The organism is Bdellovibrio svalbardensis, from assembly GCF_029531655.1.
In the GTDB taxonomy this organism is placed as follows: Bacteria; Bdellovibrionota; Bdellovibrionia; order Bdellovibrionales; family Bdellovibrionaceae; genus Bdellovibrio; species Bdellovibrio svalbardensis.
In genome coordinates this window covers 23,534-36,008 of record NZ_JANRMI010000004.1, presented here as the reverse complement: position 1 = coordinate 36,008, position 12,475 = coordinate 23,534, and the positions used below count along the sequence as shown (strand labels likewise).

15 protein-coding genes are annotated in these 12,475 nt (G+C 45.8%); 8 read left to right on the top strand and 7 right to left on the bottom strand.

Annotation, left to right across the window (positions count from 1 at the left end):
• The first annotated feature begins 226 nt into the window (after positions 1–226).
• From NWE73_RS13210 to NWE73_RS13205, 3 genes are all read left to right on the top strand, one after another.
• Positions 227–535, top strand: a complete 309-nt coding sequence (locus NWE73_RS13210) for a BrnT family toxin (RefSeq protein WP_277578812.1) — start codon at positions 227–229, stop codon at positions 533–535.
• On the top strand, positions 444–746 hold the full coding sequence (locus tag NWE73_RS18125; protein ID WP_407652959.1) for a CopG family antitoxin: 303 nt from the start codon (positions 444–446) through the stop codon (positions 744–746). The genes NWE73_RS13210 and NWE73_RS18125 overlap by 92 nt, the downstream gene beginning before the upstream one ends.
• A gap of 129 nt (positions 747–875) precedes the next feature.
• Positions 876–1,178 (top strand): XRE family transcriptional regulator, encoded by a 303-nt coding sequence (locus NWE73_RS13205; RefSeq protein WP_277578811.1) that lies wholly within the window; start codon positions 876–878, stop codon positions 1,176–1,178.
• Between the two features lie 14 nt (positions 1,179–1,192).
• Here NWE73_RS13205 and NWE73_RS13200 read toward each other — a convergent pair whose 3' ends face one another.
• Complete coding sequence (locus NWE73_RS13200) at positions 1,193–1,618, bottom strand: PPC domain-containing DNA-binding protein (RefSeq protein ID WP_277578810.1); 426 nt, start codon at positions 1,616–1,618, stop codon at positions 1,193–1,195.
• A 150-nt stretch (positions 1,619–1,768) separates the two neighbouring features.
• On the opposite strand from NWE73_RS13200, the gene cysK reads away from it, so the two are divergent.
• On the top strand, positions 1,769–2,758 hold the full coding sequence (gene cysK / locus NWE73_RS13195; protein ID WP_277578809.1) for a cysteine synthase A: 990 nt from the start codon (positions 1,769–1,771) through the stop codon (positions 2,756–2,758).
• Positions 2,759–2,780: 22 nt separating this feature from the next.
• On the top strand, positions 2,781–3,530 hold the full coding sequence (locus NWE73_RS13190; protein ID WP_277578808.1) for an endonuclease/exonuclease/phosphatase family protein: 750 nt from the start codon (positions 2,781–2,783) through the stop codon (positions 3,528–3,530).
• Between the two features lie 14 nt (positions 3,531–3,544).
• On the opposite strand, the gene NWE73_RS13185 is transcribed toward NWE73_RS13190, so the two are convergent.
• Both NWE73_RS13185 and NWE73_RS13180 read right to left on the bottom strand, forming a co-directional pair.
• Positions 3,545–4,087, bottom strand: a complete 543-nt coding sequence (locus NWE73_RS13185; protein ID WP_277578807.1) for a hypothetical protein — start codon at positions 4,085–4,087, stop codon at positions 3,545–3,547.
• Positions 4,088–4,095: 8 nt separating this feature from the next.
• Positions 4,096–4,635 (bottom strand): RNA polymerase sigma factor, encoded by a 540-nt coding sequence (locus tag NWE73_RS13180; RefSeq protein ID WP_277578806.1) that lies wholly within the window; start codon positions 4,633–4,635, stop codon positions 4,096–4,098.
• 335 nt (positions 4,636–4,970) lie between these two features.
• Here NWE73_RS13180 and NWE73_RS13175 point away from each other — a divergent pair, with 335 nt between their 5' ends.
• Entirely contained in the window at positions 4,971–7,052 is a 2,082-nt protein-coding gene (locus NWE73_RS13175) for a sodium-translocating pyrophosphatase (RefSeq protein WP_277578805.1), read from the top strand.
• A 95-nt stretch (positions 7,053–7,147) separates the two neighbouring features.
• Here NWE73_RS13175 and NWE73_RS13170 read toward each other — a convergent pair whose 3' ends face one another.
• Positions 7,148–7,429: a hypothetical protein gene (locus tag NWE73_RS13170; protein ID WP_277578804.1), complete on the bottom strand. Its 282-nt coding sequence runs from the start codon at positions 7,427–7,429 to the stop codon at positions 7,148–7,150.
• A 226-nt stretch (positions 7,430–7,655) separates the two neighbouring features.
• On the opposite strand from NWE73_RS13170, the gene NWE73_RS13165 reads away from it, so the two are divergent.
• Positions 7,656–8,267 (top strand): exopolysaccharide biosynthesis protein, encoded by a 612-nt coding sequence (locus tag NWE73_RS13165; protein WP_277578803.1) that lies wholly within the window; start codon positions 7,656–7,658, stop codon positions 8,265–8,267.
• 121 nt (positions 8,268–8,388) lie between these two features.
• On the top strand, positions 8,389–8,763 hold the full coding sequence (locus NWE73_RS13160) for a cysteine rich repeat-containing protein (protein ID WP_277578802.1): 375 nt from the start codon (positions 8,389–8,391) through the stop codon (positions 8,761–8,763).
• An 81-nt stretch (positions 8,764–8,844) separates the two neighbouring features.
• Here the strand turns inward: NWE73_RS13160 and tsaA are convergent, their stop codons facing one another.
• Genes tsaA through metG form a run of 3 tightly spaced genes read right to left on the bottom strand, consistent with a single transcriptional unit; the run spans position 8,845 to position 12,475 of the window.
• Positions 8,845–9,615, bottom strand: coding sequence for a tRNA (N6-threonylcarbamoyladenosine(37)-N6)-methyltransferase TrmO (tsaA, locus tag NWE73_RS13155; protein ID WP_277578801.1), 771 nt, complete (start codon positions 9,613–9,615; stop codon positions 8,845–8,847).
• A complete protein-coding gene (locus NWE73_RS13150) occupies positions 9,597–10,373 on the bottom strand; it encodes an RNA methyltransferase (protein ID WP_277578800.1) in 777 nt (258 codons plus the stop codon). Before NWE73_RS13150 ends, tsaA begins: the two co-directional genes overlap by 19 nt.
• The gene (gene metG / locus NWE73_RS13145; protein WP_277578799.1) at positions 10,373–12,475 is read right to left on the bottom strand and encodes a methionine--tRNA ligase; all 2,103 of its coding nucleotides are present in this window, start codon (positions 12,473–12,475) and stop codon (positions 10,373–10,375) included. Before metG ends, NWE73_RS13150 begins: the two co-directional genes overlap by 1 nt.

Sequence of the window (12,475 nt, the reverse complement as noted above, 5' to 3'; positions counted from 1 at the left end):
CGGAATAGATTTCCATAGATACCGACCAAATGATTCAAGATGAGCTAGGGTGTAAAGACCTTAGTCGAAAAATCCCAAACAGAAAGCCGGGATCTGGCCTTGCAGTGGGTTTGTGTCTGGGGATCTTTGATTTGAGTAAAGGCATGTAGATTGAATGCCCGAGCTGTCAGGTTTGGGGTGTTCAACATTTTTCCTTGCAGAGTATTGCATTAAGTATATACATAATATGAGAGCTTTTATTCAATGGGATAGTGTTAAAAGCAATAAGAACATGGAGAAACACGGAATTGCATTTGATGAGGCGGCGACAGTCTTTTTTGACCAGAGTTATCTGAGTCTCTATGACGAAGATCATTCGGTAGTTGAAGATAGGTATATTGTTTTAGGCCAGTCATCTTTTGGGCGCGTTCTCTTTGTGGCGTACACACATCGGAGATCTAAGTATGAAGAGGAAGTCGAATACTATCGAATTATCAGTGCGAGATTTGCAAACAAAGGCGAAAGAAAAGCCTACAAAAACCACCAGGAAAGATAGTGAAATTGACTATTCGGAAATTCCCAAGTTTTCTCCCAAGCAGTTGGCTAAATTTAAGCGGCCTGGACGGCCTATTCTAGGGGAAACTCCAAGAAAGGCCGTCTCAATTAGAATTGAAGAAGGCGTCTTAAAAAAGCTAAAGACCCGCGCGAAGAAGCAGGGCGTGGCATATCAAAGTCTTATCAACGACATTCTTAAGAAGGCTGTTTAGAATCCGCGCCGGCTTCTTCTGCAAGGCGGCACCGGCGTCGAAAGTAAGTGGCAATGAAGTTGTTAAAAGAAGTGGATCAATCTTGCCAAATATGGCAAGATATGTGATTAGCGCTTGTCGGAGATAAAAATGGCATTCCCAAATAAAACAAAAGTTCGCAAGGTTCTAAAAAACTTGGAAAATGCAGAAGGCACCTTGGCGTTGAGTGAAAAGCCAACAGCTCTTGAGAAATTTCGGTGGGATATTTGCCAACATTTTTTGGCATATAAGCGCAAGCATAAGTGCACCCAGAAGCAGATGTCAGAAATAGCCGGTATTGATGAGTCAAAAATGAGCAAGATCTTGCATCACCGTGTTGAGGAATTTTCTACGGATCGGTTGATCTCAATTTACCAGAAGCTCAACCCCAAAGTTCAGCTGTTGGTTAGCTAAGTCCCAGTTGGTGATTACTCCCTCGCCTTAACCACCAACTCCTTATACCCAGTCCCTTCATCCATCTGACGATCGAAAACCAAGTCCGTACTCTCAAGCAAAATAATTTCGGCCGTCGTGTATACCAAGCAACCATCCATCAAATGTCCGCCAAGCACCTTGCCGTCGCCATCGGAAATAGACATGTGCATATGAATCCCTGAAGCACTCACAGTGCCCATCAGGGAGACGATCTCAAAGGGACCTGTGAACTCACTAGTTTCTTTGCGATCCGACAGCCTTAGGCAGGCGACTTTAAGGCTGCCTACCGCACTTAGTATGGCTGCGGCCTTTAGTTGATGTGTCTCTGCATAGAGCAGAAGCTCCTTTTTAAGATCTTGGCCGGGTCTCAAACGGAAACAGAAACTTGTCAAACGGCTGGTGAGTACTTGAGGTATCATAGGAAAAGGCCCCTGTTTTTTCGTTTTGAGGCCTTTAAAGACCTCGATCTTAGGAGTACACTAAAAGTCTAAACACATCTACGCCTACTTGGATAGTAATCTTGGTGTAGGCCAGTCAAGCGCAAAAGAATTAAGGCAAAAGGACGTCACATGAAAATATACTCTGATATCACAAAGACCATCGGTCAAACGCCCCTCGTGCAAATGCAAAGAATCGGAAAAGGACTGCCAGGAAAACTTTTGCTTAAGCTTGAATTTTTTAATCCTCTGGGTTCAGTCAAGGACCGTATTGGTTTGGCGATGATCGAACAAGCGGAGCTTGACGGCAAGCTTAAGCCAGGAGTTGAAATCATTGAGCCGACAAGTGGGAACACCGGTATTGCCTTGGCCTTCGTGGCGGCAGCAAAGGGTTATCCCATCACGCTGGTGATGTCAGAGACAATGTCGCAAGAGCGAAGAACTTTGTTGCTTCTTTTGGGGGCCAAGATTGTTCTGACTCCGGGGCCGCTGGGTATGAAGGGTGCGATTGCAAAAGCCATGGAGATGATCGACACCACTCCGAATGCCTGGATGCCAGCTCAGTTTGACAATCCAGCCAATCCGAAAATTCATGAAGAGACCACGGCGCTTGAAATTTGGCGCGACACCGATGGACAAGTCGACGTGGTAGTCAGTGGCGTGGGCACGTCAGGCACAATCACCGGTGTGGGTCATGTTTTAAAATCCAAAAAGCCATCCATAAAAATGATTGCCGTGGAGCCTGCGGAAAGCCCGGTGCTTTCCGGTGGAAAACCAGGTCCCCACAAAATTCAAGGTCTGGGCGCGGGCTTCGTGCCTTCCGTGATGGATCGTAAAGTGGTCGACGGAATCGAACAGGTGTCATCAGAAGAGTCTTTGAAGGTCGCTCGTGAAGTTATTAAAACTGAAGGTATTCCTGTGGGCATCTCTTCGGGGGCTTCTATTGCGGCTGGGCTTCGCCAGGCGGCTCGCGAAGAAAATCGTGGTAAAAATATCGTTGTGATTGTTCCAAGCTATACAGAAAGATATCTTTCGACCTTATTGGCAGAACATGAGCGCGCCGAGGCGCAGGCACTGCAGGTCGTTGAAGTGAATCAAGATTACTTGAGTAAAGTAAAATAAGCTCAGTAGAGAACAGGAAGACATGGTCCCTTTTATCGTTCCAGCTAAAGACAAAGTTCTGATGAAAATCGGTGAGGGGGGAGACACTCCTCATCCCGATCAGACGGATTTGAATATCTTTGTCTGGAATGTTTATAAGGGCCAAAAGGCGCATCTGTTTGAAAATGACTTTAAAAAACACGGAAGCGGCAAGGATTTTATTTTGCTGCAAGAGGCCCTTGTCGATAACAAGATGCCTTTGCTATGGAAACAGGATTTTTCTGCTTATGAGTGGCATCTCGCTCAAAGCTTTCACTACAAAAAAGATCTTAGCAGCACAGGTGTAGCGATTGGTTCGAAGTTCACGCCCACAGCGGTGGACTTCATCCGCTCTCGAGCGAGGGAGTTCTTTTGGCTCACGCCGAAGTTAACTCTTTTTAGTGAGTACGACTTTCAAGGTAAAAAAGTTCTGCTCGTTTGCACACATGTCTTGAACTTCGTGACGACGGCCGCTTTTTCTGAATCCCTCTATGAGATCGCCGAAAAGATTTCGCACTTCGATGGCCCCGTGGTTTTGGCCGGGGACTTCAACACCTGGAACGTTAAACGTTATATGATTATGAAAAGCATTTTTAGAGATCTTCACCTGGATCATTTGGATTTGGAAAACGACGGACGGCTTTTGAAGCTCGACCACGTTTTTGTGCGGGGTTTTGAAGTACTGAAGGCGGAGGTCCATCACAAAGTGACGGGCTCCGATCATTTTCCGTTAGAAATTAAATTAAAGATTTAGGTCCTTGTTAAGAACTAAGCTCTCGAGAAGGAGAAGATCTTTCGCAGAGTTTGCTTCGAAGCAGAAACTGCCTCCGCACCCAACGTCGCTCCAAAGATCCAAAAGACACCAGTTTCAAAAGACATCTGGCGATTGATCATCGCAAAAGTACCCAGTGACAACAAAGCCAAAGTCGCAATGCTTAAAGCGCGAGAGCGAAGAACCACAAGCCACTCATCGTATTTCAAAACAAAACGAGCTAGCAAGAATGTGACTGATAAATATAAAGCTCCGCAGAAGGACTGACAGAAGGTCGGACTGATCTTCATAAAGTAATGCATCATGCCTTCGCCCTGGAAGAACAGACGTAAACCAAACTGAGGACAGGCTGTTAAAGTAATTACAGAACTCACCAGGTGAACAGCTCCCAGCTTCGCTGCGACGCTGGTCCTTTTGGGCGCCGTTTTCGCGATTTCATTTTGAATCTTCTGTAAAACAAAAGAAGATCCCGCGCTGGTGTTCGCAGAAGAACCAGATTCATCAGTAAAAGACTCAAAATCTTTTTTTATGTCTTTCATGTTTCCTCCTAATTCTTCTGGTTGCTTTTTTGGGTCTTCAAAAACTTCAAACTGCGACTGACTATTTGCCTGATGTTGCTTGCGGATTCCTGAAGTCTCGCGGCGATTTCGTCGTACTCAAGCTCATCCAGGTAGCGCAGCTTCATCACCTCTTGTTCGCGAGGTTTGAGCTCTTTCAATAAGGATTCGGATTCATCCTTATTCTCTAGACTAGGATCCATCGGGGCGCTTTGTGACAAAGAATCGTCCCATTCGACAAAGTCTTTAATTTCGCGATTTCTGTAGTCTTTAAGCTCGCTGCGTGTGATCACGTAAAGCCAGGCCAAAGCCTTATGTTTAGGATCATAGAGATGCTTCTTGCGGAAGATCTGCAGGAAAACGATTTGCAACACATCGTCTGCTTGTTCACGCGTCATTCCACGTTTGAGGGCGTAGGTGAGGACTCGGCCTGAATGTCTCAGGTAGAGAATATCCAAAGCTTTCTCTTCACCCTCAGCCAGGGCGAGAAGAAGATCTTCATCGTTCGAGTCAGAAAGCTTTTTGTTCATAGTCATCAAGCCTAGCAGCCATTTCTAAATAAAAGAAGTCTCGCAAGCCAATAAATATTAGAGCGGCTTTCGCAAACTTCTACTTCGGAAGCACTCCATGCCCGAGTGCCCACAATTCGAAATTGCCTGCATTTCGGGCAAAAATCTCCGAAACCTCATCTACATCCCCGCAAAAGGTGCCAGGCACCTTTTGCTTCACTCAGCGCGTTGCTCTAACGACGCACTGAGCCTCAAAAAGGTACGGCGTACCTCTTCCCCTCATTGACTAGACGCAATGTTTTGAATTAATCCTAAGTCTTCGTAATTTAAACGAGAAATCAAAATGGAGTGCAACAATGTTTAGTGAATCTTTGCTAATTTCTCCAATTATCGCCGGAGTAGTTGGTTTGGTCCTGGCTGTAATTTTGTACCTTCGCGTGAAGGCACAACCTACAGGCAATGAGACTATGAATCGCATCGCGGGTTATATCCGTGAAGGCGCAATGGCTTTCCTTGTGCGTGAGTACAAGGTTCTTTTTGTCTACGCAATCGTCGTAGGCGCGGCTCTTTGGTTCGCCTTGGGCGGAATTGCAGCGGGATCATTCATCCTGGGTGCATTCTTGTCTTTGCTTGCGGGCTTCTTCGGTATGAAGGCGGCAACTTATGCCAACGTTCGTACAACTCAAGCTGCAGCAACTGGTTCTAAAGCAGCTTCATTGCTTGTTGCCCTAGACGGCGGCGCGGTGATGGGTCTTTCAGTAGCTGGTCTTGGTTTGATCGGTTTGGGAGTTCTTTGGCACTTCTTCGGTACATCTGTTGACGCTAACGGCGCTCCAGTTATCGGCACTATTCTTCACTCATTCGCAGTAGGTGCTTCATCTATCGCTTTGTTCGCTCGTATCGGTGGTGGTATCTACACTAAAGCCGCTGACGTGGGTGCAGACATCGCTGGTAAAGTTGTTGAAAACATTCCTGAAGATGACCCTCGTAATCCGGGCGTTATCGCTGACAACGTTGGTGACAACGTCGGCGACGTAGCAGGTATGGGCGCAGACATCTATGAGTCCATGGTTGCTGCTATCGTTTCAGCAATGGCGATCGCTTTGACTATTCCAGTAGAAGGTTTGTCTAAACTTATGTCAGGCGCAGATGCAGCAGCAACTCGCATGACGGGTGTTGTTCTTCCTTTGTTGCTTTCAACTTTGGGTCTTGCGATTTCTATCATCGTGATCTTCGCGGCACGTATCTTTAAGAACGGAAAACCAGCAACGGTTCTTCGTAATGCTTTGATCGTACCACCAATCATTTTGACTATCGCGGCTTACATCGTGTTGCCAATGTTCGGTATTAACCAATCAGTAACTGTTGCTTTGGCAGCGGGTGCTTTCGGTGGTGCTTTCATCGGTTTGATCACTGAGTACTACACAGCAGCTCGTCCTATCCGTTTGGTTGCTGAAGCAGCTTTGACTGGTGCAGGAACTGGCGTGATCCGTGGTTTGGCAGTAGGTATGGAATCAACTGCGATCCCAATGTTGATCGTTGTTATTGCAGCTTACGTTGCTGACCAAGCGTTGGGTCTATACGGTATCGCTATCTCTGCAGTGGGTATGCTTGCGGGTACTGCAGTTGTAATGACTGTAGATGCTTACGGTCCTATCGCGGACAACGCGGGTGGTATCTCTGAAATGTCTGGTCTTGGTAAAAACGTTCGCGACATCACTGACGAATTGGATGCAGTTGGTAACACAACAGCAGCTATCGGTAAGGGTTTCGCTATCGGTTCTGCGATCTTGACAGTTGTCGCTCTATTCTCTGCATTCAACATGGAAGTTAACCATGTTCGTATCAAAGCAGGCATGGCAGCAATGTCTTTGGAGCTAACAACTTCTGGCGTATTGATCGGTATCTTGATCGGTTCAATCCTTCCGTTCCTTGTTGGTTCAACAACAATGACTGCGGTAGGTAAAGCAGCTCAAAAAATCGTTAAAGAGATCGCTCGTCAGTTTGCTGAGATCCCAGGTCTTCGTGAAGGTAAGGCTGAGCCTCAACCTGCGAAAATCGTAGATATCGCAACTAAAGCAGCTCTTTTCGAAATGATCTTGCCAGGTATGATTGCGATCCTTGCTCCAGTGGCAATCGGTTTCATCCTTGGACCACAAGCTCTTGCGGGTATGTTGGCTGGTTCTTTGGCAGTGGGCGCGACTATGTCACTCTTCATGGCGAACGCTGGTGGAGCATGGGACAACGCTAAGAAATTCATCGAAAAAGGTGGATTGCCAGGTCATCCAAAAGGTTCTGACGCTCACAAAGCGGCAGTTATCGGTGACACTGTTGGTGACCCGTTCAAAGATACTTCTGGTCCGGGCGTTGCGATCTTGATCAAAGTTATGTCTGTCGTATCTTTGTTGATCGCTCAGCTTATCGCTACAATCGGTTAATCATCCTTTTGGAATGATTCGATTCACAGAACACCTCGCTGAAAAGCGGGGTGTTTTTGTTTGTAGACGACTTGTTATCTCTAGAAGCTGGGAAGTTAGAAAATTCCCTGACCATTCACGGTCGTCGTCGTCCATTCGAGACGACATTGTCTTATTGATTTATCTAAGGTTGTCGTAAATCGCGCGCCCTGTAGCTGAGTGACGGCGCAGTTCACAACCTCCATAGGATTCTCTTCGCAAAGTCTTTCCACTTGGGCCGAGCTTAACGTCATTGCGGCGCGGGCTTTGGTCGTCACAATGCATTGCTCTTTGGTTTGAGTCTGTGCCAATACGGTCGTCCCAATTAAAATGATAATGATCGATATAGAGAATTTCATACGGGCCTCTAGGATGAGTATAGAACTAAAAATGCCAAGTGGGCGTGTATTGAAGCAGAAGTGTTAGCTCACAAGAGTTAATTTTCAGCTGTTAAAATTCTGACCCGACCCAAAATAGTTACAAAATTTCTCGTAAAAATCTTCCAATCCCGGCCCGGTCCTTTAGAATCACAGAGATGGAAACTCACTGAGTTTTTGTAAAAAGAAGCCAAGAAAGAAGGCCCGGTTGAAAAGCCAGTTTATTGAGGCGATGGATCTTTTGCAGGAAGAAGTGCAGAAGAATGGTCACGGTCATGACGAGAACAAGGGAATCACTTTGCGTCGAGTTGTCGACATACTTGGTGAGGAAGGTCATGCCGTTTTCCTTCTTTTTATTTCTTTGCCGTATATGATTCCCATTCCTCTGCCGGGACTTTCAACTCCAGGTGGTATTCTGATTTGTATTGTGGCGACTTTGCTTTATTTGCAACGTCCTCCCTGGATTCCCAAGCGTTATGAGAATTTGCATATCTCTGCGAAGACCGTTTTAAAAGTTTCTGAAACTGCTGAAAAAGTTTGGCGAAAGATTTCCCATTTAGTCAAAGAACGATGGGTCTTCTTTCATGATTTGCCGTTTTTCCGAGCTATTAATTTTGGCGTTTTCGCAGTGAATGCCTTGCTGTTGGCTTTGCCATTGCCGATTCCATTCACGAATAGCATCCCTGGAATTGCCATTGTCCTTTGTGCTTTAGGACATGTTGAGAAAGATGGAGTGTTTATTTTCTTAAGCTATGTATGGACCGTGGTTGTCGCTAGCTTCTTTATTTCAATTGCCATGGGTGCAAAGCATTTTATGTAGTCCTTTGGGCTTGAGGCTTAAAGGTGCTGTGGTCAATTTATCCGTAAGATCCGACACAGGACCTCATTGTCTTTGTCTCTGATGTTTTTTCCTTCTAGTATTTTCAATATAGGAGGTCAGTATGACTAAATGGCTAGTGATGAGTTTAATCAGTCTTGGATTTGCAGTACCAGCGTTTGCAGAGAAGCCTTGTGAACAGGATATGGCCACTTTCTGCGGCACTGTTGAGCCAGGTGAAGGCCGTGTGATGAAGTGTATGAAAGAGAATGAATCAAAGCTTTCTCCGGCTTGTAAATCCCATATCGAAAAAATGAAAAAAGAGATGAAGCACGTTAAAGAAGCTTGTCATGATGATTATGAAAAGTTTTGCAGTGAAGAAAAGCCTGGTAAAGGTCGCGTAATGAAATGCATGAAGGAGCACAAAGACGAAATGTCTCAAGCATGCAAAGACGAAATGAATAAAATGAAACACAAAAAAGGCAAAAAAGGCGCTTAGTTTCTATTCGCTGATGTAAAGGCAGTTCGCGATACGGTAAAGCCAGCGGCAAAACCAATGTCATGAACTGCTTTTTGCTTTCTAGGTAAATTTGAGAATAAACTTTCGATGTAGTTCTTTGTCTGAATAGGGGTCTTCATCTTTTTGCAAATCATCCTGGGAGTATCCAGAATAGATTCTTTCCACTTTCAAACTCAGTCCATTTAATCTGAAAAAAGCCCGCCAAGTGCGATAGGCGATAACATATCCCGAGCCCTCTTCCTTCACACGTTTCTTTTTTGAGTTCGCAGGCTCGTACTCGAGCTGATGCAATAAGAAGGAGCGAAGTTGAGTCAGTCCTTGTCGTTCAAGCTCTTCAAGTTGTTGAAGTACCAGTTCTGAAAAGCCAATTTCGAATTTTTCCGCCGATTTAAGCCACTCCGGCTCGCTACCAGGGAAAGAGTCCGCATACGCCACATAAGGCTTAATATCCAAGATCGGGGAGCCATCTAAAAGATCCGCACCTTCTACGGTGATCTTCAGTTTATCAATCTTAAGAACCTTCACACAGCTCATGCCGACGGGATTTGGTCGGTAAGGGGATCTGGTCGCGAAGACACCTATTTTGGAATCGACCCCTCGCGGAGGAAGCACCATCGGATTCCAATGGTTGTTGTGATGAAAAAGAAAAATAATCCAAATGCGCTCGCAGCCTTCAAGGCCTGTCAGAGCCTGTTCAAAATTGCTGCCACTTGAAAGTTCGATCACACCTTCCGCATGATGGGCATCGGGTTGTCGACCCGCTTCGTAGGGGTGAACCTGTGAACTGCGAAAGTATCCGATCGGGGTGAATTCTATTTTCTCGCTCGCCATTGTCTCATCCATTCAAAACCAGCCACCGCCGCAGTGACTCCCACATTGAGGGAGTTCTTTCGGCCACGCAAAGGAACAATGCGAACTTCATCAATAAGTTTTAAAATTTCCGGATCCAGGCCAAAGCGCTCGTTACCTAAAATAAAAGCAGTCGGCTCCGAGGGGAATTCTTCGTACAAATCCACAGCACTGGCTGCCGTCTCAAGGGCGACCAGTTGGTAGCCTTCTTCTTTCAAAGTTTCGAGGCATTCAAAAAGCTTTCCGCCTTCTTGCCAATCCATATACTCGTGCGTTCCCATCGCGGTCTTTTCGACCTTCCATTGCGTCGGCAGGGGCGTATAGCCGCAAAGATAAACCTTCTCGGCACCGAGGCATTCCGCGGTCCGAAAGATCGAGCCCACATTGAAGGCTGAACGAATATTATCCAAAACAAAAACGAGGGGAAGCTTTTCCTGTTCGCCGGCAAGCTTGTCATTCTCAACAATCAAGAACTCGTCATCTTGCAAAGTTTTATGAAGAGCGCGCTCAAAAGGAATCGCAAAGCTCACAAAGTGCTTTAAGGTCATATCTGCCACAAGATGCTTCTCGAGGGAAGACAGTCTGCTGACATCAATGATTTCGGAGAGGGAAAGAGCTTGGATGCGTTCTTTGAGGTCCTTAAGTTTGACGGTATCAAACGAAGAATCCCCCGAGGTCTTCTCAAGCTCTAAAAAAAGCTTATGAATTTCTTCGAGGGATTTCTTGTCTTGAGGACTCATTATTTAACTCGTTGGCCGACTTGGGCTCCATCGTCCGCTGAAAGAACGAACAGATCAGATCCGCCGCTTCCCGCAGCCAGAACCATGCCTTCAGACATGCCAAACTTCATCTTACGAGGCTTTAAATTTACACAGACTAAGACCTTACGGCCCAAAAGTTGTTCGGCTTTGTAAGCGGACTTGATGCCCGCAATAATCTGACGAGTTTCGCCGCCACCAATATCAACTTTCAAACGAAGAAGCTTGTCAGCCTCTTTGATTTCTTCAGCCTCAATAATCTGACCAATGCGAAGATCAACTTTTTCAAAGTCAGCAAATTCAATTTCCGCTGGCTTTTCAGCATTGCGATCTTCTGCAGATGCCGCTTTACCAGGTTTTGCCGCAGGAGCAGGAGTTGCGACTGCCGTCGAGCTTGCTTTCTTCGCCGCCTGGATTTCTTCATTGATCTTACGGCTTTCTTCAACCATCGCCTTAACTTTGTCAGTCTCGATGCGAACAGCAAGATGCTCGTAATCGTTGATCTCACGATTCGTTAGAACCGTTTTGATATCAGACCATTTGTAATCCGCCTCACCCAAAAGTTTTGCAACTTTTGCAGTGTAGAACGGAAGAATTGGCTTCAAGTAAATTGCCAACAAACGGAACATATTCAAAGTCGTCGTGATGACTTGTTTTGTTCCCTCAGGATCTGCTTCCAAAGTCTTCCAGGGAGCTTTTTCATCAAAGTATTTATTGGCTTCATCTGCCAATGAACGAATCTCATGGATGGCTTTGGCAAAATCACGAGCTTCAAAGTGACCGGCAATCACTTCGCCTTTTTCCTGAGCATGGGTGATAAGCTTCGCACCTTCCGCATCCGGAGTGCTCATCTTGCCATCCATTTTCTTTTTCAACATTTGACCACCGCGAGATCCTAGGTTTGTGATTTTACCCACAAGCTCTGAATTCACACGGTTGATGAAATCTTCCAAATTCAAATCGATATCATCGACAGAGCTAGAAAGTTTCGTCGCATAGTAATAGCGCAAGTGTTCAGGATTCATATGATTCAAATAAGTACGAGCGGCAATGAAAGTCCCTTTGGACTTCGACATCTTCTCGCCATTGACCATCAAGTGACCATGAACAAAAACTTGATTCGGGGAACGAAGATCAGCGGCCTTCAAGAAAGCGGGCCAGAAGATCGTATGGAAACGGGCAATGTCTTTGCCGATGAAATGATAGATTTCACGGCTTGGATCCTGCCAGATGTCTTTCAGAGATTTACCACGAGCCTTCGCCCATTGCTCAGTCGAAGACATATAGCCCATCGGAGCATCCACCCAGACGTAGAAGAACTTTTTATTGTTCGTCCCCGGGATGGCAAAGCCAAAGTAAGGTTCATCACGAGAGATATCCAAATCATGAAGATCTTCGTTGAACCACTCGAGCATTTTTTTAGAAATCTCAGGCGAAGAATGTTTTGGAATCCATTCTTCCAGGTAGGCTTTAAAATCATTCAATTTAAAGAATATGCTTTCGCTGTCTTTCAAAACAGGAGCTGTTCCGCATAAAGAACAGTGCACGTTCTTCATGTCGCTCGGGGAGTAAGTCGATCCGCAAACATCACAGGAATCGCCATACTGTTCTTGCGCTCCACATTTAGGGCAAGTCCCTTTTACAAAGCGATCTGGCAAAAACATTTTATCGTGTTCACAATAAAGCTGTTTAATGCCTTGCTTGCGAGTGTGGCCACCCGCAACCATTTTTTCATAGAAAAATTCACAAAGGGCTTTGTTTTCCGGAGAGTTCGTCGAACCGTAGTGCGAGAACTCAATTTGGAAGTCCGCAAAATCCTGAGTGTGCTCTTTATAGCTTTGTGCAATCAAAGCCTCTGGAGTGATGCCCAATTCACGGGCTTTCACCATGATCGGTGTGCCGTGAGTATCATCTGCGCAAATATAAACACATTCATTGCCACGCATGTTCTGGAATCTCGTCCAGAAGTCTGCCTGGAGGTACTCTACCAAGTGACCAAGGTGAATATAACCGTTGGCGTAAGGCAAGGCCGTTGTGATTAGAATTTTACGTTGCTGCAGATTTTGGGGTACACCGTGGGACAT

What these genes read in the sequence shown, in the direction of transcription:
- NWE73_RS13150 (WP_277578800.1), bottom strand. Translation starts at nt 10,373, where the DNA reads ATGAGTCCTCAAGACAAGAAATCCCTCGAAGAAATTCATAAGCTTTTT.
- cysK (WP_277578809.1), top strand. Translation starts at nt 1,769, where the DNA reads ATGAAAATATACTCTGATATCACAAAGACCATCGGTCAAACGCCCCTC.
- NWE73_RS18125 (WP_407652959.1), top strand. Translation starts at nt 444, where the DNA reads ATGAAGAGGAAGTCGAATACTATCGAATTATCAGTGCGAGATTTGCAA.
- NWE73_RS13185 (WP_277578807.1), bottom strand. Translation starts at nt 4,087, where the DNA reads ATGAAAGACATAAAAAAAGATTTTGAGTCTTTTACTGATGAATCTGGT.
- NWE73_RS13175 (WP_277578805.1), top strand. Translation starts at nt 4,971, where the DNA reads ATGTTTAGTGAATCTTTGCTAATTTCTCCAATTATCGCCGGAGTAGTT.
- tsaA (WP_277578801.1), bottom strand. Translation starts at nt 9,615, where the DNA reads ATGGCGAGCGAGAAAATAGAATTCACCCCGATCGGATACTTTCGCAGT.
- NWE73_RS13210 (WP_277578812.1), top strand. Translation starts at nt 227, where the DNA reads ATGAGAGCTTTTATTCAATGGGATAGTGTTAAAAGCAATAAGAACATG.
- metG (WP_277578799.1), bottom strand. Translation starts at nt 12,475, where the DNA reads ATGTCCCACGGTGTACCCCAAAATCTGCAGCAACGTAAAATTCTAATC.
- NWE73_RS13170 (WP_277578804.1), bottom strand. Translation starts at nt 7,429, where the DNA reads ATGAAATTCTCTATATCGATCATTATCATTTTAATTGGGACGACCGTA.
- NWE73_RS13205 (WP_277578811.1), top strand. Translation starts at nt 876, where the DNA reads ATGGCATTCCCAAATAAAACAAAAGTTCGCAAGGTTCTAAAAAACTTG.
- NWE73_RS13180 (WP_277578806.1), bottom strand. Translation starts at nt 4,635, where the DNA reads ATGAACAAAAAGCTTTCTGACTCGAACGATGAAGATCTTCTTCTCGCC.
- NWE73_RS13190 (WP_277578808.1), top strand. Translation starts at nt 2,781, where the DNA reads ATGGTCCCTTTTATCGTTCCAGCTAAAGACAAAGTTCTGATGAAAATC.
- NWE73_RS13160 (WP_277578802.1), top strand. Translation starts at nt 8,389, where the DNA reads ATGACTAAATGGCTAGTGATGAGTTTAATCAGTCTTGGATTTGCAGTA.
- NWE73_RS13200 (WP_277578810.1), bottom strand. Translation starts at nt 1,618, where the DNA reads ATGATACCTCAAGTACTCACCAGCCGTTTGACAAGTTTCTGTTTCCGT.